This is a genomic window from Pseudoflavonifractor sp. AF19-9AC (assembly GCF_003478995.1).
Taxonomy (GTDB): domain Bacteria; phylum Bacillota; class Clostridia; order Oscillospirales; family Oscillospiraceae; genus Lawsonibacter.
This window is the reverse complement of the sequence record NZ_QUGI01000006.1, coordinates 191795-216934: the sequence shown is the minus strand read 5'-3', so window position 1 is coordinate 216934 and position 25140 is coordinate 191795. Positions and strand designations below refer to the sequence as shown.

Sequence of the window (25140 nt, the reverse complement as noted above, 5' to 3'; positions counted from 1 at the left end):
ATGTCGAGGTCTAAGGAATGCATTCAAAACGCGCTGGAGAAGAATCCCTTTGCACCGTTGTGGCAGGTGATTTATTCCTATCTGAAGCGGGAAATCATCACCCTCCGCCTGGCCCCAGGGGATAAGCTGATGGAGAGCCGCATCGCCCTTGCCATGGATGTGAGCCGTTCCCCGGTGAAGCGTGCCCTGGAGCAGCTGACCATGGAGGGGCTGGTGGAGGAGGACGAGACCGGGAAACCCCGGGTGTCTCCCATTACCAAGCAGGACCTGCAGCATCTGGCCTGTGCCCGCCTGGAAATTGACGGGCAGTCGGCCAAGGTGGCGGCCAAGCGCATCACACCGGCGGATTTGGCGGAGATGGAGCGCCTGCTCAATCAGTTTAAGGTTTATACGGACGACTTCTCCTTTTACCGCTTTGCGGTGCTGGACGACCAATTCCATGGGATCATCTACAAGGCCTGCGGAAACCCCTATCTTCAGTCCATGTATGCGGTGATTCGGCCGGGCCTGCTGCGATACCGGTACTATTCCATGGCGGTGTACCCCAATAAGGAGGAACTGTTCAAAAGCACATACATCTGCCACGGAGCTATTTATTACGCCATGAAGCACCACCTCTCCGAAGTGGCCCGGACCGAGGTCCAGCAGGATGCCGCACGTATGCCGGACACCATAGCCCTCATTCCCAACACCATGAATTACGACATTTTCAAAGAGCTGGACAATTCCGAAATCAGCCTTTGAGAACAGAAAGAAGGAACTTGGAATATCTTGCATCCGGGGAAGTTAAGGTGGCTTTTTATTTAGGAGTGTGCTATGATAAAGACACCAGTAAACTCTGGGTGGATGATCGGCCCGGGGAGAAAGGAGTTTGTATGCTTCCAAGCACGATTTGGCTCATTGCCCTTGTTGTCCTGGTGGTGGGCGAGGCATTGACGGTGGGACTCACCTTCATTTGGTTTGCGGTGGGGGCCCTGGGCGGGTTGATTACAGCGGTGCTGGGCGGAAATATCTGGATTCAGATCGTGGTATTCCTGGTGCTGTCCGGCCTCTCCCTGGCGCTCATCCGTCCCTTTGCTGCACGGCTTTTAAAGACCAGCCGCACCCCCACCAACGCCGACCGGGTCATCGGAAAAACGGCTGTGGTGACCGAGAGCGTTGACAACGTAGAGGGGAAGGGACAGGTCAACGTATCCGGCCAGATCTGGTCTGCCCGCAGCGAGCACAACGTGGTGATTCCCACGGGTACTGAGGTGCGGGTGCTGCGCATTGAAGGAGTAAAACTGTTTGTAGAAGCGCTGTAACGGCGCGGAAAAGGAGTACATATGGAACTGATATTGAAGATTATCCCCTGGATTATTCTGGCACTTTTCATTCTGATTCTTCTGGGTTCCTGCATTAAGGTAGTGCCTCAGTCCCGGGCCTTCGTCATTGAGCGCCTGGGCGCGTTCCGTACCGTCTGGGGGGTGGGCCTCCACTTCAAGATGCCCCTTTTTGAGCGTGTGGCCAAAAATGTGTCCCTGAAGGAGCAGGTTGTGGACTTTCCGCCCCAGCCGGTTATCACCAAGGATAACGTGACCATGCAGATTGACACGGTCATCTATTTCCAGATTACCGACCCCAAGCTGTACGCCTACGGAGTGGAAAATCCCATGTCCGCCATTGAGAACCTGACCGCCACCACCCTGCGCAACATCATCGGCGATCTGGAGCTGGACCAGTCTCTCACCAGCCGCGACCACATCAACGGTCAGATGCGGGCCATCCTGGACGAGGCCACTGACAACTGGGGCATCAAGGTCAACCGGGTGGAACTGAAGAACATCATGCCGCCCCGGGACATTCAGGAGTCCATGGAGAAGCAGATGCGGGCCGAGCGCGAGCGCCGCGAGGCTATCCTCCAGGCTGAGGGCCAGAAGCAGTCCCAGATCCTGGTGGCTGAGGGTGAAAAACAGAGTGCCATCCTCCGGGCGGACGCCGCTAAGCAGGCTGCCATTCTCCAGGCCGAGGGTGCCAAGCAGGCCAAGATTCTGGAGGCCGAGGCCCAGGCTCAGGCCATCATGAAGGTGCAGCAGGCCACCGCTGACGCTATCAAGCTTATCAACGAGGCCCAGCCCGGCGATGGCGTCATCAAGATCAAGGCCCTGGAGGCCTTCACCGCCGCCGCCAACGGCAAGGCCACCAAGATCATTGTCCCCAGTGAGATTCAGGGCCTGGCCGGCCTGGCCGCCGCGGCCAAGACGGTCTTTGACACCGAGGATCCCAAGGCTACCATCACCAAAACCGTACCTAAGACCTGATGAACCACCGCCCCCGCCGGCTGTTCCGGCGGGGGCTTTTCTCTTGCCCGGGAGGGACGAAAACCTTAATTCTATTTTAATTTGACTTTGCCGAGGCATATGATATGATGGAAAAAACCGGATTTTTCAAATGAAATGAGAGGAGAGACAAGAAATGAAACGACTGCTTGCGTTTCTGCTCACCCTGGGACTGATGGCAGGTGCTCTCGTCCCGGTATCTGCGGAGGAGACTTCTGAAACTGCCGCGCCCTTCCCCATGTGGGCCTATGGGATGCTGGCGGACGGCTATGCCATCGGGCTGTTTGGAGATGAAATTTATACCCAGCACAGCCAGGAGGTGACCCAGGAACAGGTTGCCGCCATGGCGGAGGTGGTCTCCGAAAAGCTGGCCCTGCTGGGTGTGGAGCAGCGGGAGGCGGACACGGAGGGTCTGGTGCTGGATACCACCCGGGGCGGCGTGGTCAACGCGCTCTATCAGGCGGCGGCCGACTATGCCTTCCCTGGCGTGGAGAAGGGCCCTGAGGCATTTATGGTCTCTGTGGGAGCCTTGTGTGGCGACGGGACCGGGCTGCACCTGGAGCGGCCCTGCTCCCTGGTGGAGGCGGCCACCATGGCCAACAGCCTCATTCTGTCCCTGTATGACAGTCAGAACGCCGGTTCTCTGGGCCTTTTGTGGAAAGCCACCGGAAACGGCAACACCCTGTACCTGTTGGGATCCATCCATACCGACCGGAACAACGTCTACCCCTTCCATAAGCAGCTGCGGGACATCATCCTGAACTCCGAGCAGGTGTCCTTTGAGCTGGATTTCAACGACACACAGCAGCTGATGGAGTACGCCGCCATGCAGGTCTACTCCGACGGCACCACCCTGGCCGACCACATCTCTCCGGAACTCTACCAGGTGGTGATCAACACCCTGGGTCAGATGGGCATGGAGGAGGAGCTGGTGTCCCAGTACAAGGCCTGGGCCCTGGCCACCAGCCTGCAGTCCCTGGCTACCACCGACGAGACCACCGGCAGCAACGCCATGGCCATTGACCTTTATGTCAACGCCAAGGCGGTGAACGCGGGCATTGACATCGGTGCTGTGGAGACCTATGCTTTCCAGGGCGGCATCTTTGACAGCCTGTCGCCGGAGTACCAGGAGGTCTATCTGGCCTCCTCTCTCCTCATGATGCTGGATGTGGACACCATGGACGCGGCCACCCGAAAGGCGCTTACCGATGTGCTGGGCGAGGATGCCCTCACCGCCGACACCCAGGCCGCGCTGGAGGAGGAGATGGCCCAGATCGGCATCTGGATGGACCAGTGGAAGGCCCGGGACACCCAGGGCTTTGCCCAGGCCTATCCCAAGGACGAGGTCATCAACAGCGACGATGAGCTCAACAGCAAGCTCTTCACCGACCGTGACCCCGGCATGATCGCCTATGCCGACGCCTATCTGAAGCAGGACGGTGCTCACACCGGCCTCCTGGTGGTGGGCGCGGGCCACATGATCGGCTCGGGCGGCATTGTCCAGGGGCTGAAGGACCTGGGCTACACCGTGGAAGTGGTGGAAAAGCCCTGACAAAACGCAAAAAGAGGTCCCTGGCCTATGGCTGGGGACCTTTTTTGCCCTCCAATTAACCGGTGGTTAAAAGAATGTCTGTTTTCTGTCGCATCCCTCCGTTGCGGGAGAGAAGGGAACTCTGCTATCATAGGGACAGAAAGAATGCTGTAAGTCAGGGGGAACGGCACATGAATTTAAACGAGATCATCCGGCAGCGGCGGCAGGCGCTGGGGCTCACCCAGGAGGGGCTGGCGGAGCGCCTGGGGGTGAGTGCCCCAGCGGTCAACAAGTGGGAGCGGGGGCTCAACTACCCCGATATTACCCTTCTGCCCACCCTGGCCCGGACTCTGGGAGTGGATTTGAACACCCTGCTCTCCTTTCAGGAGGATTTGACCCAGGAGGAGATCGGGCAGTTTCTCAACGCGCTCTATGAGACATCCCGGCAGGAGGGAGCCCCGGCGGCCTTTGCCATGGCTCGGGCGAAGCTGCGGGAGTTTCCCAACAGTGATAGCCTGGCTTACAGTGTGGCCGGACTGCTGGAGGGGATTTTGGTCCTTCAGCCGGAGGAGCCCGGCGAGGAGCGGGAGAAGCTGGAGGAAGAGATTGCCGCCCTCTATGAGCGCTGTGTGGGCAGCGCTGACCCCAGGGTGGCGGAGTGGGCCGCCTATACCCTGGCCTCCCGGTGCATTGGCCGGGGCGAGCAGGAGCGGGCGGAGGAGCTGCTGGAGCGCCTGTCCGACACCCACCGGGACAAGCGGGAGCTGCTGGCCGCCCTGCGGCGGAAGCAGGGACGGACGGAGGAGGCCTGGACGCTGTTGGAGCGGGAGCTCTTTGACCGGGCACACGGGATTCAGACTACCCTGCTCCATCTGATCGATCTGGCCCTGGAGGAGGGCGAGCAGGAGCGGGCCGGGCAGTATTCCGATGTGGCAGAGCGGGTCGGGGAGGTGATGGACCTTTCCGACTACGCGGTGCTCTCCGCGCCCCTCCAGCTGGCCATTGCCAGGAAGGACGGGCCGGGGACGCTGGCCCTGCTGGAGCGCCTGTTCCACAGCCTTACCGTGCCCTGGGACCTGAGCCAATCTCCTCTTTACGCCCATCTGCCCACCAAGGAGGCTGCGGGGGAATGCCAGGCGGTGCTGCTCCAGCCCATGCTGGAGCAGGTGGAGCGGGACCCGGACTGCGCCTTCCTGCGGGCGGAGCCGGGGTGGGAGAAGCTGCTCCGGCGCTATTCAAAAAACTAACAGAAATTTCAAGATAAAAAGAGCGCCCCTTTTCACATACTGAATCTGAATGGCGATGGAAAGGGGCGCGGCGGGCGTGAGACAATATGGACTTCGGGGTGTGGGACTGGGACTTTTGAGCCTGTGCATGGCGTTGGCGCTGGGGCCGGGCACACCGGAGGAGATTCAAATGGCGGGCGGCGGCGCCCAGGTGGAACTTGATACCGGTCCGGCCAAGCTGGTGGCCCTCACCTTTGACGATGGGCCCCGCCGGTCCACCACCCGGCGATTGCTGGATGGGCTGGAGCTGCGGGAGGCCAATGCCACATTTTTCCTGGTGGGGGAACGGATTGAGGGGTGCGAGGACCTGATTGAGGAGATGGCGGAGGCAGGGCACCAGGTGGGCGTCCATACCTTCAACCACGTCCTGGTGACCGAACTGTCCCGGGAGGACTTCGATTTGCAGGTGGGCAAGACCCGGGCCCTGCTGACGGATTTTCTGGGGGAGGGGGAGTTCTGGCTGCGCCCACCCTATGGAATTGTGGACGATTCCGTAGAGCGCTGGGCGGACGGGCCTCTGGTTTTGTGGTCGGTGGACCCGGAGGACTGGAAAGACCGGGACACCGACCGGATCGTGGCTGCCGTGCTGGAGCATGTGCAGGACGGGGACATTATTCTCATGCACGACATCTATGAGAGCTCCGTGGATGCCGCTTTGCGGATCGTGGACGCCCTGACCAGTCAGGGTTATGTCTTTGTCACCGTGGAGCAGCTGATGGACCTGCGGGGGGTGGAGCCGGAGTGCGGCGTGTGCTACCGCGCCTGCCCGCTTCCGGAGGAGGAATCATAAAATTTACAAAAACGATTGTAATTTTTCCTGAAATCATGTAAACTAGGTTCAACCATCCGAATCGTGGAAGGAGGACTTAGAACATGAAGATTGCCCGGTTCGTACTGAAGATTGTCGCCCTCTCTCTGGCGGCTGCGGCCGTTGTGTGCGCTGTGGTGGCTTATTGGGATAAGCTGGCCGAGCTGTGTGGCTGCGCCAAGGGAAAGCTCAAATGTGCCGCCTGCACTTCGGAGTATGACGACTACGAGGAATAAGAGATAAAAAGCAGCCGCCCAACGGGCGGCTGCTTTTTTGTCAGGCATACCAGCGAAGACAGCTTATGTCCCCGGTCCGCTTGAGCAGAGCGGAGGAGAGCAAAAAATCCAACATCACCGTGCCTGCGGCCATCCAGGTGACCAGCGGAGAAATGGCCGTCAGGTAGGGACCGAGCATGGGCTGGAGCCAGTAAACCAGGAGCAGGGACAGACAGCCCCAGGCCAGGGAGAAGGGGAGGCAGACCCGCCCGTGGATGTTCCAGTGCAGCTGGCGGTAGTCCCAGAAGGACACACCCAGCAGTGTTTCGTAAAAGAACGCCGCGGCATATTCCACGCCCGTGGCGGCTGCGGTGGAGAGGACAAACAACAGAGGGGAGAAGCCCTTGGCCCAGGGGGACAGCCACAGGATGGCACAGGCCCCCAATCCGTACACGGGACAAAGAGGGAGTACCAGCAGGCATTTTCGGTTGCAGCGGCCGCCGGTGGCCCGGGCGTAGGCTACCTCCAGTAAGAAGCCCAGAAAGCTGTACAGGGTAAAATTCCAAAACCATACCGTCATTCCATGGGATACCTCCTCCGATCCTGTCTTTCCTTTAGGGTGGAGAAGGGGACGGCAATTCATGTATGGAAAAATTCCCTATCTAAACTTTTTGCCTTCGTTCAAAGAGAGGAGGAGCCAGGAGACTGAAAAGTCCGCATCCGGCCAGGGTAAGCAGCAGGTAGCCGGGCGTAAACCAGGGGGCGATGGGGTCACCGCCCCCGGAAATCCGGGCCAGCAGAGCGGCGGGCTCCTGCAGGGGGATGCCGTATAGGAGCGCGCCCATCAGGAGGAACAGACACAGCTGCCCAACCCAGGCCAGGAGAAGTCCCAACAGTACCATGCGGCGGGGGGAAGTGTGCCCCTGGAACCGTCTGGTCAGCCAAAAGGTTCCAAGGGAAAAGGGGAGAAGAAAGAGGAGCGCGCCCACCGCGCCGGTAAGAACCGGATTACCCGCCATGGACAGGCCGGGGGCGGCGTCGTGGGTGAGGCCCGCCGCCCCAAGGGTCAGGTAGACCAGCAGGAAGGTCAGGCCCATGAGACAGCAGGTGAGCGTCAGCTGACTGAGTACATAGCGGGGGGAGCGGACATGCCGACGCCACCGGTCATAGAGCTGCCGGGACAGCTCCTCCGGACTGCCCATGTGCTCCAGAGCCAGCGCCTGGGCCTGCCCGGCAGGCAGTCCCTCCGCCTCCAAGTCCTCGTACAGGGAGGCCAGATGGTCCGACAGCTCTGTTGTCAGGCGCTTTTGGTACAGAAGATCAGGAATTTTGACCAGACACTGACGGATGAATTCCTCCATCCAGGGTTTCATGGCGTACACCTCCTAACAAGACCAAGTCAGCCTGCAAAGGCCTTTTTGTAGCAGTCCAGCTGGTAACCATTGACGGCGCTCCACCCGGCCAGCACGAAGTGGAAAAGGATGCCCACAAAGTCGGAAACCATCAGGCCGGACAGCTCAAAGGGACAGCCCAGAGTCATCCAGCACAAAATGGGCAGCATCTGCAGGGCGGCATAGAGCCAGCATCCGTATCGGATGAAATCCCAGCTGCGGGGCAGACCGGCGATCATGGGAACGGAGAGGAGAACCAGGGCCAGCAGAAGGGACACAATCCCCCAATAGCCGGGCAGGGTGGTTCCGAAGTTGGAGGTGTTGGCAATATACAGCACCCCAAGCCCAAACATCAAAGCGGCGTAGCAGACAAAGGACAGCAGAAACAGCAGGCGAGGGAGCTTGTGCCGGGGTGTGTTCATCCGCTGCCGCCACTGGGCCAGGTAGGCGGCAGAGAGGGTTTCCGGGTTACCCATGCGCTCCAGAGCCAGGGCCTGGGCCTGCTGGGCAGTCAGTCCGCCCGCCTCCAGATCGGCGGACAGGGAGGCCAGGTGGTCCGCCAGCTCCCCGGCCAGCCGTCGCCGGTAGGGAAGGTCGGGGATTTTGGAAAGACACAGGCGGATAAAGTCCTCCATCCAGGGCTTCATTCTGCGGCACCTCCTAAAATGCGGGACATGGCCCGGACGAAAATCCCCCACTGCTCCTCTTTCTCCTCCAGCAGGGCCCGGCCGGAGGGGGTGAGATGGTAAAACCGCCGCGCCCGGCCACCCTCGGTCTGTTCGTAGGACTGGATGAAATCCTTGTCCTCCAACGTGTGGAGAAAGGGGTACAGGCTGCCCTGGCTCATGCAGAAGACGTCTTCCGACAGCAGGGCCATCTGCTGGATCAGCTGATAGCCGTACATATCCCGACGGCTGAGCAGCTTCAGAATAATCAGCTCATGGCTGCCCTTGGACAGCTCCTTGTTTACCCTCATACAGACACCTCTATTCAAGAGGCATTATATACCTCTTTATCAGAGGCGTCAAGAGGCGGGAAAAAGTTTTTGCTCCACCTTGCGCAAAGGGGCGGTTTGTGATATGATTTTTCGACGGTAATTAGGGTATTAGGAAGAATACAGGAGGAGGAGCACATATGCGGCATTTGATTGATTTCGGTGACCTGCCCCGGGAGGAATGGGACAGCCTTTACGCCCGGGCCAGTGAGATCATAGACAACCCCGGAAAGTTTATTGATGTGTGCCGGGGCAAGGTATCGGCCAACCTGTTTTATGAGCCCTCCACCCGCACCAATTTTTCCTTCCAGACCGCTATGCTTCGCCTGGGCGGAACGGTGTTCGGCTTTGCCGACCCCAATTCCTCCTCGGTGGCCAAGGGTGAGACCCTGAAGGACACCATTAAAATGGTTTCCGGCTATGCCGACGTGATTGTGATGCGTACCCCCTGGGAGGGCGCGGCCAAGGCGGCCTCCCTATACTCCCATGTGCCGGTGGTCAACGCCGGAGACGGAGGACACATGCACCCCACTCAGACCATGGCCGACCTGACCACCATGACCCGCCTGCTGGGCGGCGTGGACGGGCTGTCCCTGGGTCTGTGCGGTGACTTGAAAAATGGCCGCACCGTCCACTCTCTCATTAAGGCCATGGCCAAGTTCCAGAACATCCAGTTCTTCCTCATCGCGCCCCGGGAGCTGGCCATTCCCGATTATATGCGGGCCTTCATGCGGGAGAATGGAATGCGCTTTACCGAGGTCACCGGCCTGGAGGCAGTGATTCCTCAGCTGGATGTGCTGTATATGACCCGCATCCAGAAGGAGCGCTTTGTGGATCCCCTGGAGTATGAGCGCAACAAGGGCATTTATATCCTGACCCGGCGCAAGCTGGACCGGGCCAAGAAGAATATGCTGGTCATGCATCCCCTGCCCCGGGTGGATGAGATTACGGTGGATGTGGACGACGATCCCCGGGCGGTCTACTTCCAGCAGGCCCGGTACGGCATGTTTGCCCGGATGGCTCTGCTGGAGCATCTGGCTCTCCAGCCCCGGCAGGAGACGGTGCCCCCGGTGGAGATCGGGACCAAGCCGGTCTGTACCAACCCCCGGTGCATTACCCAGACCCAGCCCTACCTGCCGCCTCTGGTGAAGAAGAACGGCGGCGTGGACTGCTGCGGCTTCTGCGACGCGGCGCTGCGGTGATATTTGACTGCCCGGAGGCCCCTTTAAGGCCTCCGGGCAGAAAGAAATGAAAAAAGGGATTGACAATTTGCCCTGCACTGTGGTATCATTTTGAAGCTGACATGAGAGACATGGCGGCGTCTGTGCGGGTGTAGTTCAATGGTAGAATCCCAGCCTTCCAAGCTGGTCGCGTGGGTTCGATTCCCATCACCCGCTCCATATGCGCCTGTAGCTCAGGTGGATAGAGCAACTGCCTTCTAAGCAGTGGGTCAGGGGTTCGAGTCCCTTCAGGCGTGCCATTTCGAATTAATGGCGATGATTTTGGTTTTCCGTCATGCCGTTGCTATATGGTGGGTGTAGCTCAGTTGGTTAGAGCACCGGATTGTGGTTCCGGGTGTCGAGGGTTCGAGTCCCTTTACCCACCCCACATTTAGGCGGAAGGGCCGGAGCTTCGGCTCCGGCCCTAACCCTTTTTCTGATGAATAAATAGGGGTGTAGCCAAGTGGTAAGGCAAGGGACTTTGACTCCCTCACTCGCTGGTTCGAGTCCAGCCATCCCTGCCAGCTTTTTTCATGCCTGCGCATGTTTGAATAGAATTGAATATGACCCAGTAGCTCAGTCGGCAGAGCACCTGCCTTTTAAGCAGGGTGTCCGGAGTTCGAATCTCCGCTGGGTCACCATAAAATCAAAACGGTATAGATGCCACTGGCGAAAAGCCAGTGGCATCAACCGTTTCCGGGCTTTTTCAGCTCAAAAATTCACGGATGATTCCATAGATGCCAACCGCTGTTTCCCCCTAACTGGTGGGATTCGAACCCCCTCTTCTCGGAGGTTGGCAAAACCAGAAACCATGTAGCGCCCTTTTTGAAGCATCAATTTTCAAAAAGGACGCTATTTTTCTATCAATAGAATACACAAAATTTGAGGCGTCAATTTGTTGGTCACGACGGGCCATCAGATTGGCGCCCTTTTTGTTTTCAGACAAATTCAAAAAGGGCACTGAATGTCAGGAGGTAGTAAATGAACCGAGAACAGTTTTTTCAGGAGCTTCGCACCGCTCTCCACCGTGAGGGATTCACTCCGCAACCGGAACAGGATGAATTGCTTCCTGTGGAGTGGGATGGTCTCCCTCTCTGCCGGATCACAGCGGACGGAGGCGTTCGCTACTGGCAGGAAGATGTAGCGATGCCGGAACGGGAACGGGCCTGTGAGCGAGCCACCGATCTGGCCTGCACTGTGCGGGAGTACATGACGCTGCTGGAACAGGCTCCGCCCCTGCAAGCCCAAAGCCTGACCGGTGACTACCGTCTGCTGGCTGACTTCAACGGAGCCGTGCTGGCTGTCCATCCCACCCGGCTTGGCGTTCAATTCGTCACATGGGACTGGAGCTTTGACCGCACAGGTCTCAACCAGGGCAATTACTTTCAGGAAAATTATGCAGGTGCCAAGCAGGACTTCGCCATCCGCGCCGGCCTCATTTCCAAACAGCAAATCTTCAATCAGGAGCAGCTTATCGAAATCTACCGATGCTGCTCTGATACCTTGGACGCTGGTTTTGATTTGACTGCCGAGCAGGAAAAGTGCATCCGGGGCGTTCAGGAGCAGATTGCCATTGCGGCTCCCGATGCCCTGGAGCGCATAAGAGAGCAGGAGCAGCACCCCATGGAATCCTACAACCAAGAACCGATCATGTAATATTCAGGCGCCGGAGTTTTAGAAATAAGACTCCGGCGCTTTTTTATTGCCTCAAACCAGACAGGAGGATTAAAGATTGGATCAAAAGAACGAACAAAAAGCGCCGCTGCGCATCAAAAATCTGGCTGAGTTGAAACGCTGTATCCGCCCCGGGACAGAGTTGGTGGCAACCAGCCATAGCAAGCACCCTGACCTGGTCGGGCTTGTGCGGGTGGTGACTGAGGTTCAGACCAACGCTTACTATTCCGTGGTCAAGGATCAGCCGTCTCATCAGTATTCGACCTGTAATTACGGGAAGGGATTCCGCTCTGATTTCGAAAAGGCATCCAACTATTTATTTGAGGGCACGACCATCAAAGTCCTTGACCGCAGAAGCGGTGATGGCAGCGTGCTGTACGAAATGGAGCTTTATCCGGGCGAATGCCTTATTCCCGGCCAGAAAAGCGATATGGAGGAGGATGAGGAAATCAGAGAAGACGGTTGCGAAATCAAGCAGGAAGGGATGAGTATGACCTTAATGTCCCGCACCAGCCACCAGATCCGCAATGATTCCCATCCCGATATAGCCTAAAGAAAAGGCCCAGTGCATTCCGGTAACAAACCAGATGATTCCCATAACGATGCCAAGAATGGTGACACTCCACCGCTTCTGCACCTTAGCGATCATCAGAAGATACACGGGACCACACAGCAGGGCTGCGCCCATCGGCATATAGAATGTCAAAACCGGGTTTGGCGCGAATAAAATACTGCCGATTAGGGTAAACACCAAGAAAATTGCGCTGAAAATGCCGGTCGTCACAAGATCTTTGACAGTGAGGCCCTTTTTTGCGGGATTGATTCGGTTGTTCATGTTGATCCTCCTATTTTGTAATGCGTTGACTTTATGGGATAGGTATGCTATCCTTTGGTTAGATGTGGCTAACCGTTATATATAATTACACCATGCACAACCTACTTTCAATCGTTTGGAGCGAGGTTCGTCCTATCATTTCTAAAATTCGTCTAATCATTGCAAAACAAGGGAGGCGTATCTATTGTAATGACCGGTATCATCGAGCAATACTATGCGCCATTACTGAAAAAGCACGGTTTTGTGCCTGCACCAGATAATGATCAATATGGTCCTCTGGGGCTTTGCTGGAAACTATCTCCGGAAGTTGGCGAAGGTTCCTATTGGACCTACGGACAAAGGGATCTATTCGACATCAAGATACACAACTTCTCTTTCAATAAGGATTTTATGCTGGAATTTGATCTCCCGGAATGTCTCAGTATTACCCGTTACGATTCTATCTCCGGTGAAGAGTTGTCGCCGTATCGCCGGTTGTCAGCCGGATGCATCAAAACCTATGTGGGCGGATACAAGCCATATCAAGTAATCGTCCACAAAAATATACCGGTTCGATCCATCGGCATCGAGATCACCCCCGCATATTATGAGGATTATCTGAAAAAACAGTATCCGGAAGAATATCTGAATCCCATCGAGGCTTTTCGGGAAATCGACCAAACAACAGAGTTCCCGGAAATGTACCGGCTTCTATCAGAACTACAGAGCTACCGTGGAACCGGAATTGCAGCCAAACTCTATTATGAGAGCAAGGTAGCCGAGGCGCTCTCTCTTGTGGTTGAATATCAAAAAAAGCGTTCAGTTTCAGATCACAAACTGGCTTCTCAGGATTTGGAACGGATTCAAACCGTAGCGGCCTATTTGAGTGATCATTATGCTGGTGAAGTACCCATAGAACGTCTGGCGCAAATCGCCTGCATGGGTACGACAAAACTCAAAAGCAGCTTCAAGAAGGTCTATGGCTGCACGATCAAAGAGTATATACAGCAGCGCCGCATGAGTCAGGCAGAATATCTGCTGGCTCATACCGATCTGCAAATTGGTCAGATTGCTCAAACGATAGGATATTCTACATCCAGCCGGTTTGCGGAACTGTTTCGAAGAAGCACCGGCTTGCTCCCGCTGGAGTACAGGAAAATGGCAAAGCGAAAGTGATACAAAGCCAAAATCCAAAGAATCATTCCAAAACAGTATGTGGGGAGGCAGATCTGCCTCCCCACATACTTATTTTATATCCGCCAGCCCTCAGCCCGCTGTCGGATCTCGATAAAGTTCCGGTAAGTTCCCTCTTGGCTCATCAGCTCCTGATGGGTGCCATGCTGAGCAATGCGGCCATCCTCCACCACTAAAATCCGGTCTGCGTTTTGGATCGTAGCCAGACGGTGGGCGATGGTGATGATAGTCTTTCCCCGCACCAGAGCAGAGAGCGCCTCCTGGATCTCATGCTCATTCTCCGGGTCCACGCTGGCGGTGGCCTCGTCCAGAATGACAATGGGGGCGTCTTTCAGAAGACACCGGGCAATGGAAATGCGCTGCTTTTCTCCACCGGAAAGGTTGGAGCCGCCTTCTCCCACCATGGTGTCGTACCCTTGGGGCAGCGCCATGATGAAGTCATGGCAGCGGGCCGCTTTGGCCGCGGCGATCACATCCTTCTCGGCAGCATCCGGACGGCCAAAACGGATGTTATTGCGGATGGTGTCGTGGAACAGATACACATTCTGAAATACCATAGCAATGTTGCGTAAAAGGCTGTCGCAGGTCATCTTCCGGATGTCATAGCCGCCCACGGTGATGCGTCCCTGATCCACATCATAAAACCGGGCCAGCAGTGCGCAGAGGGTGCTCTTCCCGCTGCCAGACGGCCCTACAATGGCGGTGGCGCTGTTTTGCGGCAGCTGGAAGGAAACATCGTGGATCACCTCCCGTGTCTCGTAACCGAAGGAGACATGGTCGAAGCAGACGTCGTAACGCTCCAGAGAGATGTCTTTCCCATCCTGATCCGGCAGTTCCGTTCCCTCCAGTTCTTCCAGACGGTCCAGCACCGAGTCGGTGACAGAAAGGATATGGGCAGCGTCGTTGATGGACTCCACACTGCCGAAGATCGTGAAGGAGAACATGGCAGCCATCAGGAGCACCGGCAGCTCCAAGGTTCCGTTCATAGTCTGCCAGCCGGCGGTGAGCACCAGGCCAACAGCTGCGGCCTTCAGAGAAAACAGGTGCAGGCAGTTCCAGGGCACAAAGCCAAACTCGTTTTTGATACGGATGTCCTTATTGGCCCGGCATGCCTCAAAAAAACGCTGGGAGGACACCCCCTCCTGGCCAAAGGATTTGACCACCGAAAGGCCATGGATGTACTCAATGGCCGCCCCGGACAATGCCTCTTGGGCCCGATGTCCCACCGGAGCGGTGCGGGCACTCTGCCGCCCGATGCCGCGGAGGGCAAAGGCGGACAGCAGCACGCCCACCACTGCCACCAGCGCCGCCTCCGGGCAGAAGAACGCCATGCACAAAACGATGACCAGTACCTGCAGATAGCCGTTGATGACTGCATCCACCATCTTCATGCTTTGCAGCTCCAGGGTACTCAGTTCCGTAGTCAGAGCAGCCAGAATGTCGCCCAGGTTATTCTTGGAGAAATACCCCAAGGAAACCCGTTTGAGCAGGTCACCAAGTTCCAGTCTCTGCTGCGCCGCCCGCTCTGTTCCGATACTCTCCTGGAGCCGGTTTTTCCAGTAAGCACACACGAAGCGCAAAACGATCAGCAGGATGATCCCGCCCAGGCACAGCCAGGGAAGCCTGGCGTCCAGCGCCGTCCCCTCCTGGGCGCTCTCGATGACCAGCCCAAGGGCCCAGGCCGCCAGCATCACCGGCCCGGCGGCGGCCCAGGTGGCAAGAAACGAACAGAGGCTTCCGAGATACAGCCGTCTGTGGTACCCCTTTGTCCAACACAGAATCCGATTCATACTCCGAAACATCGTCAAGCCTCCTTTCCAACCGCCCAGTTCTGGGCACCCACATGGGCCTGCCATAGCTTTTGATATAGCGGGCATCGGCTGAGCAGCTCCGGCTGTGTGCCTTTGTCCACAATACGGCCCTTCTCCAGCACCACGATCTGGTCGGCGTTCTGAATCGTGCTCAGCCGGTGGGCAATAACCAGCAGCGTTTTCCCCCGGGAGAGCGCCATCAGGGAACGCTGAATCTTGTCCTCATTCTCTGGATCGGTAAAGGCGGTGGCCTCGTCCAGAATGACAATGGGGGCGTCCTTCAGAATCGCGCGGGCAATGGCGATCCGCTGCCGCTCCCCACCGGAGAGCTGCTTGCCCGCTTCACCCGCCGGGGTATCCCATCCATGCTCCAGCCGCCCTAAAAACTCCTCACACTGAGCAGCCCGGGCAGCCGCCCAAACTTCCTCCTCCGTGGCGTCCGGCTTCCCCAATCGAATGTTTTCTTTCAGAGAGCAGTCAAAGAGGAAATTGTCCTGTGTCACGAAACTGACCTGATCCGCCAGCTGCTTCAGTGTGAGATTCCGAATATCCACACCGCCTATGGCAATGCAGCCATCCGTCACATCCCAGAACCGAGCGATAAGCCGGGCTGCCGTAGATTTGCCGCCACCGGAGGGACCCACCAGAGCGGTGAAGGTGCCAGCGGGAAGTTCCAGATCAATGTGGCGCAGCACAGTGTCCTCTTCTTTCCCGCTATACGAGAAGGACACATCCCGCAAAGTGATACCGCTGCCGGAGAGGCGGGCGGGCTCGGACGCCTCTGGCAGTTCCTCCAGATCCAGCAGATGCCGAGTGTCCCGGACGGCAAATTCCATGCTCTTCATGGAATTGAGAAAGGCTGCAGCCTGCACCAGCGGGGACACGATACCCAACACCAGCATCAAGCACAGAGCCAGCCGTGCCGGGTCCAGGACGCCGGTCTGATACAGGGCGATCCCAACCGGCAGGGTAGCCAGCAGCGTGGTAGGCAGGATGGACAGGCACAGGTTCATGGACTTCCAGGTGCAGCGGAACCAATCCAGCGTGAAGTCACGAAAACTGGTCACTGACCGGACGAATTTCTCATAGGAGGCACCGCTCTGGTTGAAAGCCTTTACCACCTCGATGCCCTCTACATACTCCACGATGATATTGTTGACCTGAGCATTGGCTGCCATGTAGGCGGCATACTTTTCGTTGTAGGTCCGCAGGCCCGCCGCCATAGGGATCAGCGCGGCCGGGATCGTAGCAAGGGAGGCAAGGCCCATCCGCCAATCCAAGGCAAATAGGGCGATCACCACCACGATAGGCAGCAGCACATTGGAGCTCAGTTCTGGGATCATGTGGGCCAGCGGCGGCTCAATGTCCTCGATCCGATCCACGATGGTGCTTTTGAGGGAGCCGACGGGCTTCGACAGCACACTCCCCAAGGGAGCGTGCATCAGCTTTTGGGCCACTTGACGGCGCAGGCCCTCCAGAATGGTGTAGGCAGACACATGAGCCAGCATAGTCGAAAAGGCGTAAAAAGCCACCTTGACCGTATATCCCGCCAGACACACTCCAGCCCATCGGAGAAGCTCCGTTCCGGAGGCCGACTGATGGATAAACAGGCGAAGGATCTCATAGACCCCCAGATACGGCACAAAGCCCCCCACCACGCTGATAATTGCGCATATAACAGACAAGACCAGCTTTCCCCGGCAGGGACCGGCAAAGGAGAGCAGGATGGCCAGCCAGCTGCGTTGTTTCACAAAACCACTCCTTTCAAAAAATAGGGCATGGTGAGACATCTCTCACCATGCCCTATTGTATCGGTTCTTACCCGTGCTTGCCGCTCCGCACAGCCAGCGTCACTCCGTTTCGTCAGGAAAAGAGAGAACGGGATTCCCGCCGCCTCGCCGGTATTCCAGCGGAGTTTGTCCCTTCACCGCCCGAAAAGCCGCGGCAAATTTGCTGGAGCTGTCATAGCCCACCGCTCCGGCGATCTCTGTAACGCTGGCCTCCGGTTCTTTCCGAAGCAGCAGAGCCGCCCGATCCATCCGCAGTGCCCGCATATAGGTGTTCACCGGACTGCCATATACACTTTTGAAGCAGGCCTTCATGGTGGTCAAAGGGATCTGGTACTGTCTGGACAGAGCCTCCAACGTGATATGCTGATCCAGATGCTCCGCCAGGTAGGAGCGGATAGCCTTGACTGTCTCCACCTGAGAACGGTAAAAATATGGCTTTTCCGTTCCGCTTCCCAATTCCAGAGCGTCGAGATACAGCAACAACTCCAGAATCTTTACCCGAAAGTAGGGCATTTTGATCCGCTCCGGTACGGTACACAACTCCTGAAAAATGTGATCCACCGAGGGTGCTCCGTGAATGACCCGTGGCCGGGCATCCGGGCAGAATTTCTGCTGGATGGCAGCCAGATCCAAAGGATAGTCTCCCGCCAGACGAGCCAGCTCCATGGGGATCATGGACAGGTCAAAGCACATGGAGATGCCATGATAGTGGGACAACGGGAGAGAAAAGTATCCTTTGTGCTTCAGGCGGCGATCCACTTTCAGGTCACCTGCCTCCACATAGGAGAACGCATCGTTGCCCACAGCGTATTCCATCCGGCCCTCCCGGCAATAGTCGATGCAGAGGAGATCCTGTCGGGTTTCAAAAGAGGAGTCGCAATAGGCCATGTGGAAATCGTTATACAGGATGGTAGCGCCGGGGAACACCTCATAGACGGTCATGGTTCCCTCGCCGCTCTCATTTCGCAGCTGATAAACGCTGCACCCACCACTCTTGGCCAAAAGGCACAGATCCGGTTGGCTGTCCTGTAAAAATGCCACTGCGGCTCAGCTCCTTTCTCAAAGTTCCAGGACTCGATCACAGGCGCACTGGAGAAATTCGCGGTCATGGGTCACCACCAGAACCACCCGCCCCTCGTCCGCCAGTTCCCGTGCGCAGCGAGCCACTTCCTGCATTCTTGCATAGTCCAGACCACTGGTGGGCTCGTCGAATACCAGCAGCGGCTTTTGGGACAGCATGGCGGTAGCCACCGCCAAACGCTGCTTCTGACCGCCGGAGAGGGCCATAGGGTGCTTTTCCCGGAGCGCAAGCAAATTGAGCCGATCCAGCACCTCCTGAATGCGCTGGTCAGAGAGCCCTTCCATAGCCAGCCGGCACTCTCCCCATACGCTATCGGAAAAGAGCTGATGGTTCACATCCTGCATGACGCAGCAGGCAATCCGCTGCCGCTGCTTCGCACCAAGGATGCGGCCGTTGAGGCGGATCGTTCCGGCACTCTCCCGCATCAGGCCACACAAGCAGCGGGAAAGGGTGCTTTTTCCCACGCCATTGTCACCCGTGACGGCCAGCACCTCTCCCGGGCGGGCGGAGAAGGAAAGGTTTTGAAATATCGGCGGCTCCCGCTTGTACCGGCAGCACAGTCCCTCCACAGACAGTCCATCCCGTTCCCCCGCGGCGCGGGAGGGCGGCAGAGTCACCTGAGTAGGCGTGAGTGTGCGAAGGCCCAGAGCGATCCGTTCTGTCTCAGCCAGCCGCCGGAATTCTGCTCCGCTCCAGATCCGCTCCACGATCCCATCCCGCAGATAGACGGCCCGATCTATGAGGTCCGCCAGAAAGTACAACCGATGCTCCGCAATGAGAATGGTGTGTCCCCGACTTTTCAGGTATGCGATTTGATCATGGAGTCTGTTAATGGTATCCCGATCCAAATTGGCCGTAGGTTCATCCAGAATGTAGAGTTCCGGCCCCATGGCATAGACCGAGGCAAAGGCCAGCAGCTGCTTTTCTCCGCCCGACATGGCAAAGATGTTCCGGCCCCTCAGCCGCTTCAGATGTAGGCGGTCAGTGGTATCATCCAGCCGGCGGAGGATCTCACCCCGAGTCATACCCCGATTTTCCAGGCTAAAGGCCAGCTCACTGTCGGAATCCATGTTGAAAAACTGACTTTTGGGGTTCTGGAAAACAGACCCTACCTGCCGGGCCAGTTGGTAAAGAGGCTGTTCCCGCACCGGTGCGCCGTGGAGCAGGACCTGTCCGGTCAGCGTGCAGGCCTCCGTAAATGCCGGGATCAGGCCGTTGACCAACTTCGTGATGGTGGTCTTTCCGCAGCCGGAAGCGCCGCAGAGCAGGACACACTCGCCCGGTCGGATGGTCAGATTCACGTGGGTGAGGGTGCCTCTTTCTTTTGTATAGGAAAAGGACACATCTTGCAGTTCTACCATGGAAACACCCCCAATTTGACTGCCAGAAGGACAGCAGTCAACCCCACGCCCACAACGAATGCGGTGCTGTCCACCGGCGTGGCCCGCAGCTCCACCAGACTGGTCTTAGGTGCTGGGTCCTCGATTCCCCGGGTTACTGCCGCTGCGGACAGCTCCTCCGCAGTGCCGGTAGCGGAAACCATCAGGGGAACCATGATCCCCTCCAGCTTTGCCAATCCCCGGATGCCCCGCAACCGCATCGCATCACGGATATAGCCTGTCTCTTCCCGAATGGCGGGAAAGTACCGCAGCGTCACCGAGACGGCTACGATCAGCCGCTGAGGGAAGTGGATCTTCCGCATTCCAGCCACCAGATAGGGCATAGGCGTCCGGCGAAACATCAGAAAGCCGATCATCAGGCAGGGCATCATCCGGCGGGCATAGTTAGCGAAAATGGAAAAGCTGGTAGCAGCCCATCCCGGCGCGGCCGGCAAAATCCAGTATTGCAGGCACAGGATTCCCCCAAAAATCAAGAGGCTTTTCCCCGCCATGGCAAAGCAGTGATGGAGCAGCATCAGGAACAGGAGAAAACCGATCCATGTCATTTCCATCCAAAAAGGCTGCTCACTGAAGGCCGCCAGATTGGCGAAGACCAGCAGAGCAAGACCCACCCTGGGGTCGAACACCAAACAGCGCCGTGCCTCCTCCATGTTACAGAATCCCCGCCTTCTCAAAGTGCTTGCGGAACATTCCCTTGGCCAGCAGGATACCCAGTATCGCTCCTACAATAGGAGCCCCCACCAGAACCACGATCATACCCGGGGAGGTCAATGCTGCCAAGGTAGAGACATAGGCTTCCGGCATTCCCTGCTGGCTGATTTGCGCCAGGAAACTGTCCCGCATGATCCAGACAGGCAGCGGGGAGCCGATCATCCCCAGCGAGAAGAACACATAGGCCAGAGCATTACCGCGGAAAGACCGGTAATGGCTACAGATCCGGCAAAGCTCCGCCAGGATGCAGCTCACCGCAAAAGCAATGAGAATCACCACCGTGAATTGGCCAGTAACAAAGTAGATCAAGGCCGTAATAAAGCCCATCAGGACCACTGCGCCGGTCTTTGGCACCTTAGTACACATCATCAGGAATGGGATACCCGCAAATACGGCGATCAGGCCAGGCATCAAGATCCAAAGCAGGGGATGCAGACCGCTGAGTAGCATAAAAGCAAAGTTGATGACAAAGTAGATGGCGGAGAAAATTCCCACCGTAATGATGTCCTTTCCCGCCATCCCTTTTTTCTGCGTGTTCATGATGTACCGCTCTCCTTTAACGCGGTTAGATTATGCTAACCGTTATTTCTGAGAAAAGGCGCTTAGCGCGCCCTTTCTTACTGAGTATAGCGACACATCGCCGTTCTTTCCGCTCCGTTTGGACGACTTTGTCCTATTTGGTCGGGAGATATATGCTTTATCATAACACAGATGCACCATTTTCACCATACTGAATGGATCTGAAATTGTCATGCGAACCCTGGTGGACAACTTCAACCTATTTTGAGAGATGTGACGATAATAAAAAACCGGCAATGTGGATACATCCAATGCAACAGCCTCATTTTAGCGGATCAGACGCATCCAGAATATGAGGCGGCCATACAGATGGAATGGGAGCGCTGCGCTTAATCTTGAAGTCGCACACGCCATCCCCGGCAGAGCAGGTCTTTTCCCGATACAAGGAAACCCCAAAGGCTCGGAACATAACATAGTCCAGGTTGCACATATAGGGCAGATACTCCATGTATCCTCTCTCTTTGCAAAATTCATAGATGGGGCAAACCAGATTATGATAGATCATGGAATACTCCTCTGTGGGTTCCATGGTCTGCGTCAAAAAGCTGCCAGGATTTTTCGCAGCGTTTTCCGCGTTCCTTTTGTCCTTTTTCTTCAACGCTTTCGCAACAAGGCCGGGACAGTGGTGAAACAGTCCGCCAGCCAACCGGCGCAGAAGGCGGGGCATTTGATCAAAATGGCGCTCATACAAAGTGGTTGCCAGCCGTCCCCAGTCGTTGGTGGAGAGACCATATTTCTTGCCCACCACACCGACAGCCACAAAGAACATGCAGCCGGTCAAATTCCTGGTGCCGCTGCTGCTGTCCCCTCCGATAAAGGGAAAGTGCTCCAGCATCTCCTGCTCATAGCAGGTCCAGATCTCTGCAAAAGCCTGGGGATAGGATTTCCCGAAAACCTCCTCAATCTCCGACCTGACAAGCTTCAGATACCCGTCCATTTCCTTTTGCAGTTTGCCCTTGTTTTTTCGATAATACTCGTGCATAGGTTCTCCCCCTGTGTTTGTATTTCCATGGCAAAGCGGGAGCGTCATCTTTGCGCTGATGACGCTCCCGTTGTGGATTTCAGGCAAACAAATCGTCCTGTCGGCCATCTTATTTTCGGATCACAAGGATATCCTGGGTGCCGGAGCACAGCTGTTCGGTGCGGCTCTCAATTTTAGTGAATCCCGCCGCCCGGGCTGCCGTTTCCACTTCTCCGGCGCGTACTGCAAGATCCATGCCGTTGAGGAAATAGGGGAGATAGCCCGTCATCATGTCCCAGGGGCCGGACAGGTCCTCTGCGATTCCCTCGGAGACCACCAGAAGCACGCCGCCGGGATAGAGCGCATCAAAGAACTTTTTCATCAGCGGCTCCATACCGCCCTTGGCAAAGAGCATGACGGATACGGCCAGAATCAAATCATAGCCGCCGCCAAGATCGTCGGTGAGGAAGTTCCCCTGCAACACCTTGACACGCTCTCCCAGCCCGGCGGCGTCCACCGAGGGCTGAATGATCTGAGATGGGATCTGATCCAACAGCACACCGGAGCGGCTTGCCCCGTCGCCGATGACAGCCAGCCCCAGCAGCCCGGCAGCACAGCCCACATCCAGCACCCGGCGGATCGTGCTGTTTTCCGGAAGCTCCCGGACAATGCGCAAAATTTCCTGCTGGCGGTATCCCTCCTCGGACATGCGGAGCATCTGGCCGTACTGGGCAAAATCCAGATTCTGCTCCATCTCCATCCGGGGCATGGGCTGAGGGCCTTCTGTCAGCAGCTTTTTCACATCCATGGGCACCATGCCCTCGTTCTGGCCGTAAAAATGGATGAAACCGCCCAGATAGTCCGGCGTTCCCCGGACCAGATACTTCTGGGCTTCCTGGGAATTGACATAGCCGTTGCCCTCTTTTTGCACAAAGCCGTAGGTACCGAGCGTTGCCAGCAGATACCCGGTATTCGTCTCGTTCCAGCCCATGGCCTGGGCCAGTTCTGCAGGGGTTTTCTTCTCCTGCAGATGGGTAAAGAGATCCAGTTCCAAAGCGCTGCTCACCACCTTGCCGTACAGGTTGAGATAAGGCAGCTGCACCAGCTGATTCCATACGCTTAAATACTTCATGTTGTTCAATCTCCTTTCAGAATCAAACTCATCAAATTCCGACTCTCCGAATATTTGCCACAGACGGGCGGCGCCGTCCCGATTCAGGGAAAAGAACGCCTGGGGTGTTCCATCCTTCAAATGCAGAATGTGGGTGGCGCACTGAAAGATCAGCTCCGGGTCATGGGTGACCATCAGGGTACAGACCGCATTCCGGTTCGCGCTCGCGATCTGCCGTGCGGTGCGCAGCAGGTTTTCTCCGTCCTGACCGCTGGTGGGTTCATCGTAGAGCAGGAGCCGGCGGCCGCTGGCCAGGGCGACGCCAAGGGACAGCCGCTGCTTCTGCCCGCCGGAAAGAGATCCGGGATGGCGGCTTTCCAGCCCCGCAAGCCCCAGAGCCGCCAGGATCTCCTGGGCGTCTTGCTCTGATATGTCGGGATCGTTCAGCGTCAGCTCTCCCAGCACCGTATCGGAAAACAGCTGGTGTCCCGCCTCCTGCATCACCAGATAAGACAGGCGGGACAGCGCTTTGGGCGCTGTCGGTTCCCCTCCAACTCTCACCGTTCCCCGGAAGCGCAGAAGTCCGCTCAGGGTCAGCAGCAGGGTGGATTTTCCCGCCCCGTTTCTCCCAACCACTGCGACGATGGCCCCTTTGGGAATCTGCAAGTGAGAGATATGCAGCACTTCCCGGCGGCCCCGGCAGCAGGAGAGGCCATGCAGCTCCAGACCGGGTTCCATCCGTTCTGCCGGCCGTGCCTGGGGACAAAGGGAGAACAACTGCCCTCGATCCACGGCCCGCAGACCAAGGGCCTGGCGTGTCTGCTGATCCAGAGCCGTCATCTGTTCCGGCGCAAGATCCCCACGGAGCTTCCCGCTCTCCAGCAGCAGATACCGATCCGCCAGACCGCGCAGGTACCAGAGGCGGTGTTCGGACACCAGGATTGTCACGCCGGAGGCTTTCATGGTCTCCAGCAAGCCCCGCAGTTTTCGGATGCCCTCCAGGTCCAGATTGGAGGACGGCTCGTCCAGCACCACCACCTGGGGCATGGACGCATAGACGCTGCCGCAGGCGATCTGCTGTTTTTCACCGCCGGACAGGGCAAAGATGCTGCGCTCCATCAACGACTCCAGCCCCAGCTCCGTTACCACCTGGTCCAGGCGGCACCGCATCTGCTCCCGGGGCATATTCTGGTTTTCCAGCTGAAAGGCCAGTTCTCCCGTGGTATCCGTGTGAAAGAACTGGGTTCGGGGATTCTGAAACACACTGCCCACCACCCGGGCGAGTTCCGGCAGGGAGGCCGATGCAGGCGCCATACCGCTTACCGAAACATCCCCCTCCAATCTGCCCTGGTAAAAATGGCAGGCCAGGCCGTTGACGATGCGAAGCAGCGTCGTCTTTCCGCAGCCGCTTTTACCGCACAGCACCACACATTGTCCCTTGGGAATGTGAAATGAAATGTGGTCCAGGCTGGGACTCTGCGCTTCCTCTGACCCCTGAGATAAATATGTATAGGAAACCTCCTGAAACCGAATCATCGGGCTGCTCCCCTTTCAAAACGCCAGATTCCATACTGTGACCGCCAGTGACGCAAGGATCAAAACCCAGTCCAATACGCCCAGTTTGAGTTCCAGGTAGTTGGTCCTGGGCCGATCCTTGTCAAAGCCCCTGGCCATAACCGCCGCCGACATTTCGTCCACCACCTCCGAGCACCGGAGGAGAAACGGGACCAGAAGATACTCCAGCAGCCGCATGGGGTGGAGGATGCTGTTGATTCCCGTGGCTCCCAGCCCCCGGAGGCGCAAAGCCTGAGAAACCGCCTGCCACTCCTCCGTCATGGTGGGAACAAAACGAAACATTACGGCCATGGGGATGACCACCAACCCCGGCAGGCGCATGGCGGTAAAGGCACTGATGTAAGCCCCCACCGTCACCGTCTTTGTGACCAGGTAGAAAGAGACGGCCAGCGGCAAAAGGAACCGCAGCACATGGCAGATCATCAGCACGGCATACTGAGCCACCCCGGAAAGCCGGCTCACCAGCAAATGGTCTCCCAGCGTCATCAGAAGAAACAGCAGAACCACCGCCACCGCCCTTCCAGCTTTTTTACTCAACAGCAGGACAACGATGCAGAGGAGCAGAAGGACGATCTCCTGCATCCGGGTCATCCCGGAAAAAACGCAGAGACAAGCCGCCACAAACAGGGCCAATTTACTTCTTGGATCGGGGTGAAAACGACTGTGCACCTGCCCA

At 57.2% G+C, this 25140-nt stretch carries 24 protein-coding genes, 5 tRNA genes and 1 pseudogene; 16 read left to right on the top strand and 14 right to left on the bottom strand.

Annotated elements, in window-relative coordinates; all coding sequences use genetic code 11:
• The 7 genes from DWX58_RS11725 to DWX58_RS15425 all read left to right on the top strand — a co-directional run bounded on the left by DWX58_RS11725 (position 1) and on the right by DWX58_RS15425 (position 6179).
• Positions 1-744, top strand: a complete 744-nt coding sequence (locus DWX58_RS11725; RefSeq protein ID WP_118644040.1) for a GntR family transcriptional regulator — start codon at positions 1-3, stop codon at positions 742-744.
• A 131-nt stretch (positions 745-875) separates the two neighbouring features.
• On the top strand, positions 876-1304 hold the full coding sequence (locus DWX58_RS11720; protein WP_118644038.1) for an NfeD family protein: 429 nt from the start codon (positions 876-878) through the stop codon (positions 1302-1304).
• Positions 1305-1325: 21 nt separating this feature from the next.
• Positions 1326-2300, top strand: coding sequence for an SPFH domain-containing protein (locus DWX58_RS11715; RefSeq protein WP_118644036.1), 975 nt, complete (start codon positions 1326-1328; stop codon positions 2298-2300).
• A 154-nt stretch (positions 2301-2454) separates the two neighbouring features.
• The gene (locus tag DWX58_RS11710) at positions 2455-3870 is read left to right on the top strand and encodes a TraB/GumN family protein (protein WP_118644034.1); all 1416 of its coding nucleotides are present in this window, start codon (positions 2455-2457) and stop codon (positions 3868-3870) included.
• 170 nt (positions 3871-4040) lie between these two features.
• Positions 4041-5096, top strand: coding sequence for a helix-turn-helix transcriptional regulator (locus tag DWX58_RS11705; protein WP_158579273.1), 1056 nt, complete (start codon positions 4041-4043; stop codon positions 5094-5096).
• Between the two features lie 76 nt (positions 5097-5172).
• Positions 5173-5925 (top strand): polysaccharide deacetylase family protein, encoded by a 753-nt coding sequence (locus DWX58_RS11700; protein WP_243093450.1) that lies wholly within the window; start codon positions 5173-5175, stop codon positions 5923-5925.
• Between the two features lie 83 nt (positions 5926-6008).
• On the top strand, positions 6009-6179 hold the full coding sequence (locus tag DWX58_RS15425) for a hypothetical protein (protein ID WP_199648789.1): 171 nt from the start codon (positions 6009-6011) through the stop codon (positions 6177-6179).
• A gap of 40 nt (positions 6180-6219) precedes the next feature.
• Here the strand turns inward: DWX58_RS15425 and DWX58_RS11695 are convergent, their stop codons facing one another.
• From DWX58_RS11695 to DWX58_RS11680, 4 genes are all read right to left on the bottom strand, one after another.
• A complete protein-coding gene (locus DWX58_RS11695) occupies positions 6220-6738 on the bottom strand; it encodes a putative ABC transporter permease (protein WP_118644028.1) in 519 nt (172 codons plus the stop codon).
• Between the two features lie 82 nt (positions 6739-6820).
• Entirely contained in the window at positions 6821-7531 is a 711-nt protein-coding gene (locus DWX58_RS11690; RefSeq protein ID WP_118644026.1) for a permease prefix domain 1-containing protein, read from the bottom strand.
• A 26-nt stretch (positions 7532-7557) separates the two neighbouring features.
• A complete protein-coding gene (locus tag DWX58_RS11685) occupies positions 7558-8196 on the bottom strand; it encodes a permease prefix domain 1-containing protein (RefSeq protein WP_118644024.1) in 639 nt (212 codons plus the stop codon).
• On the bottom strand, positions 8193-8525 hold the full coding sequence (locus DWX58_RS11680) for a PadR family transcriptional regulator (RefSeq protein ID WP_118644022.1): 333 nt from the start codon (positions 8523-8525) through the stop codon (positions 8193-8195). The genes DWX58_RS11685 and DWX58_RS11680 overlap by 4 nt, the downstream gene beginning before the upstream one ends.
• A 158-nt stretch (positions 8526-8683) precedes the next feature.
• Between DWX58_RS11680 and pyrB the strand changes: the two genes are divergently transcribed.
• The 8 genes from pyrB to DWX58_RS11640 all read left to right on the top strand — a co-directional run bounded on the left by pyrB (position 8684) and on the right by DWX58_RS11640 (position 11990).
• Positions 8684-9745, top strand: coding sequence for an aspartate carbamoyltransferase (pyrB, locus tag DWX58_RS11675; protein ID WP_118644020.1), 1062 nt, complete (start codon positions 8684-8686; stop codon positions 9743-9745).
• A gap of 124 nt (positions 9746-9869) precedes the next feature.
• Positions 9870-9943: transfer RNA gene (locus DWX58_RS11670), tRNA-Gly, on the top strand.
• Between the two features lie 3 nt (positions 9944-9946).
• Positions 9947-10023 (top strand) — tRNA-Arg (locus tag DWX58_RS11665).
• A gap of 51 nt (positions 10024-10074) precedes the next feature.
• Positions 10075-10151, top strand: a tRNA-His gene (locus tag DWX58_RS11660).
• A gap of 61 nt (positions 10152-10212) precedes the next feature.
• A tRNA-Gln gene (locus DWX58_RS11655) sits at positions 10213-10287 on the top strand.
• A gap of 41 nt (positions 10288-10328) precedes the next feature.
• Positions 10329-10404 (top strand) — tRNA-Lys (locus DWX58_RS11650).
• 340 nt (positions 10405-10744) lie between these two features.
• Positions 10745-11419 carry a hypothetical protein gene (locus DWX58_RS11645; protein ID WP_199648788.1) on the top strand — a complete coding sequence of 225 codons (675 nt, stop codon included), beginning with the start codon at positions 10745-10747 and terminating at the stop codon, positions 11417-11419.
• A gap of 76 nt (positions 11420-11495) precedes the next feature.
• Positions 11496-11990, top strand: a complete 495-nt coding sequence (locus DWX58_RS11640) for a hypothetical protein (protein ID WP_118644018.1) — start codon at positions 11496-11498, stop codon at positions 11988-11990.
• On the opposite strand, the pseudogene DWX58_RS11635 reads toward DWX58_RS11640, so the two are convergent.
• Positions 11940-12272 (bottom strand): annotated as a pseudogene (locus DWX58_RS11635) (MptD family putative ECF transporter S component); the annotation flags it as partial. The gene DWX58_RS11640 and the pseudogene DWX58_RS11635 sit on opposite strands and share 51 nt — an antisense overlap.
• A gap of 189 nt (positions 12273-12461) precedes the next feature.
• On the opposite strand from DWX58_RS11635, the gene DWX58_RS11630 reads away from it, so the two are divergent.
• Positions 12462-13427, top strand: coding sequence for an AraC family transcriptional regulator (locus DWX58_RS11630; protein ID WP_118644016.1), 966 nt, complete (start codon positions 12462-12464; stop codon positions 13425-13427).
• Positions 13428-13501: 74 nt separating this feature from the next.
• Here the strand turns inward: DWX58_RS11630 and DWX58_RS11625 are convergent, their stop codons facing one another.
• The 9 genes from DWX58_RS11625 to DWX58_RS11585 form a co-directional block, all read right to left on the bottom strand.
• Positions 13502-15247, bottom strand: a complete 1746-nt coding sequence (locus tag DWX58_RS11625; RefSeq protein ID WP_118644014.1) for an ABC transporter ATP-binding protein — start codon at positions 15245-15247, stop codon at positions 13502-13504.
• A gap of 2 nt (positions 15248-15249) precedes the next feature.
• On the bottom strand, positions 15250-17046 hold the full coding sequence (locus tag DWX58_RS11620; protein ID WP_118644012.1) for an ABC transporter ATP-binding protein: 1797 nt from the start codon (positions 17044-17046) through the stop codon (positions 15250-15252).
• Positions 17047-17106: 60 nt separating this feature from the next.
• Entirely contained in the window at positions 17107-18087 is a 981-nt protein-coding gene (locus DWX58_RS11615; protein WP_118644010.1) for an AraC family transcriptional regulator, read from the bottom strand.
• 18 nt (positions 18088-18105) lie between these two features.
• Positions 18106-19488, bottom strand: coding sequence for an energy-coupling factor ABC transporter ATP-binding protein (locus tag DWX58_RS11610; RefSeq protein WP_118644008.1), 1383 nt, complete (start codon positions 19486-19488; stop codon positions 18106-18108).
• Positions 19482-20177 carry an energy-coupling factor transporter transmembrane component T gene (locus DWX58_RS11605; RefSeq protein ID WP_118644006.1) on the bottom strand — a complete coding sequence of 232 codons (696 nt, stop codon included), beginning with the start codon at positions 20175-20177 and terminating at the stop codon, positions 19482-19484. The genes DWX58_RS11610 and DWX58_RS11605 overlap by 7 nt, the downstream gene beginning before the upstream one ends.
• Position 20178: 1 nt before the next feature.
• Entirely contained in the window at positions 20179-20778 is a 600-nt protein-coding gene (locus tag DWX58_RS11600) for an MptD family putative ECF transporter S component (RefSeq protein WP_118644004.1), read from the bottom strand.
• A gap of 301 nt (positions 20779-21079) precedes the next feature.
• Positions 21080-21799 (bottom strand): L-2-amino-thiazoline-4-carboxylic acid hydrolase, encoded by a 720-nt coding sequence (locus tag DWX58_RS11595; RefSeq protein WP_243093447.1) that lies wholly within the window; start codon positions 21797-21799, stop codon positions 21080-21082.
• 109 nt (positions 21800-21908) lie between these two features.
• Entirely contained in the window at positions 21909-24425 is a 2517-nt protein-coding gene (locus tag DWX58_RS15245; RefSeq protein WP_158579272.1) for an ATP-binding cassette domain-containing protein, read from the bottom strand.
• A 15-nt stretch (positions 24426-24440) separates the two neighbouring features.
• On the bottom strand, positions 24441-25133 hold the full coding sequence (locus DWX58_RS11585) for an energy-coupling factor transporter transmembrane component T (protein ID WP_279229866.1): 693 nt from the start codon (positions 25131-25133) through the stop codon (positions 24441-24443).
• Positions 25134-25140: the final 7 nt, after the last annotated feature.

Bases quoted from the DNA above. Each gene is read 5' to 3' on its own strand.
- DWX58_RS11725 (WP_118644040.1), top strand. From the start codon at position 1: ATGTCGAGGTCTAAGGAATGCATTCAAAACGCGCTGGAGAAGAATCCC.
- DWX58_RS11720 (WP_118644038.1), top strand. From the start codon at position 876: ATGCTTCCAAGCACGATTTGGCTCATTGCCCTTGTTGTCCTGGTGGTG.
- DWX58_RS11715 (WP_118644036.1), top strand. From the start codon at position 1,326: ATGGAACTGATATTGAAGATTATCCCCTGGATTATTCTGGCACTTTTC.
- DWX58_RS11710 (WP_118644034.1), top strand. From the start codon at position 2,455: ATGAAACGACTGCTTGCGTTTCTGCTCACCCTGGGACTGATGGCAGGT.
- DWX58_RS11705 (WP_158579273.1), top strand. From the start codon at position 4,041: ATGAATTTAAACGAGATCATCCGGCAGCGGCGGCAGGCGCTGGGGCTC.
- DWX58_RS15425 (WP_199648789.1), top strand. From the start codon at position 6,009: ATGAAGATTGCCCGGTTCGTACTGAAGATTGTCGCCCTCTCTCTGGCG.
- DWX58_RS11695 (WP_118644028.1), bottom strand. From the start codon at position 6,738: ATGACGGTATGGTTTTGGAATTTTACCCTGTACAGCTTTCTGGGCTTC.
- DWX58_RS11690 (WP_118644026.1), bottom strand. From the start codon at position 7,531: ATGAAACCCTGGATGGAGGAATTCATCCGTCAGTGTCTGGTCAAAATT.
- DWX58_RS11685 (WP_118644024.1), bottom strand. From the start codon at position 8,196: ATGAAGCCCTGGATGGAGGACTTTATCCGCCTGTGTCTTTCCAAAATC.
- DWX58_RS11680 (WP_118644022.1), bottom strand. From the start codon at position 8,525: ATGAGGGTAAACAAGGAGCTGTCCAAGGGCAGCCATGAGCTGATTATT.
- pyrB (WP_118644020.1), top strand. From the start codon at position 8,684: ATGCGGCATTTGATTGATTTCGGTGACCTGCCCCGGGAGGAATGGGAC.
- DWX58_RS11645 (WP_199648788.1), top strand. From the start codon at position 10,745: ATGAACCGAGAACAGTTTTTTCAGGAGCTTCGCACCGCTCTCCACCGT.
- DWX58_RS11630 (WP_118644016.1), top strand. From the start codon at position 12,462: ATGACCGGTATCATCGAGCAATACTATGCGCCATTACTGAAAAAGCAC.
- DWX58_RS11625 (WP_118644014.1), bottom strand. From the start codon at position 15,247: ATGTTTCGGAGTATGAATCGGATTCTGTGTTGGACAAAGGGGTACCAC.
- DWX58_RS11620 (WP_118644012.1), bottom strand. From the start codon at position 17,046: ATGTCTCACCATGCCCTATTTTTTGAAAGGAGTGGTTTTGTGAAACAA.
- DWX58_RS11610 (WP_118644008.1), bottom strand. From the start codon at position 19,488: ATGGTAGAACTGCAAGATGTGTCCTTTTCCTATACAAAAGAAAGAGGC.
- DWX58_RS11605 (WP_118644006.1), bottom strand. From the start codon at position 20,177: ATGGAGGAGGCACGGCGCTGTTTGGTGTTCGACCCCAGGGTGGGTCTT.
- DWX58_RS11600 (WP_118644004.1), bottom strand. From the start codon at position 20,778: ATGAACACGCAGAAAAAAGGGATGGCGGGAAAGGACATCATTACGGTG.
- DWX58_RS11595 (WP_243093447.1), bottom strand. From the start codon at position 21,799: ATGCACGAGTATTATCGAAAAAACAAGGGCAAACTGCAAAAGGAAATG.
- DWX58_RS15245 (WP_158579272.1), bottom strand. From the start codon at position 24,425: ATGATTCGGTTTCAGGAGGTTTCCTATACATATTTATCTCAGGGGTCA.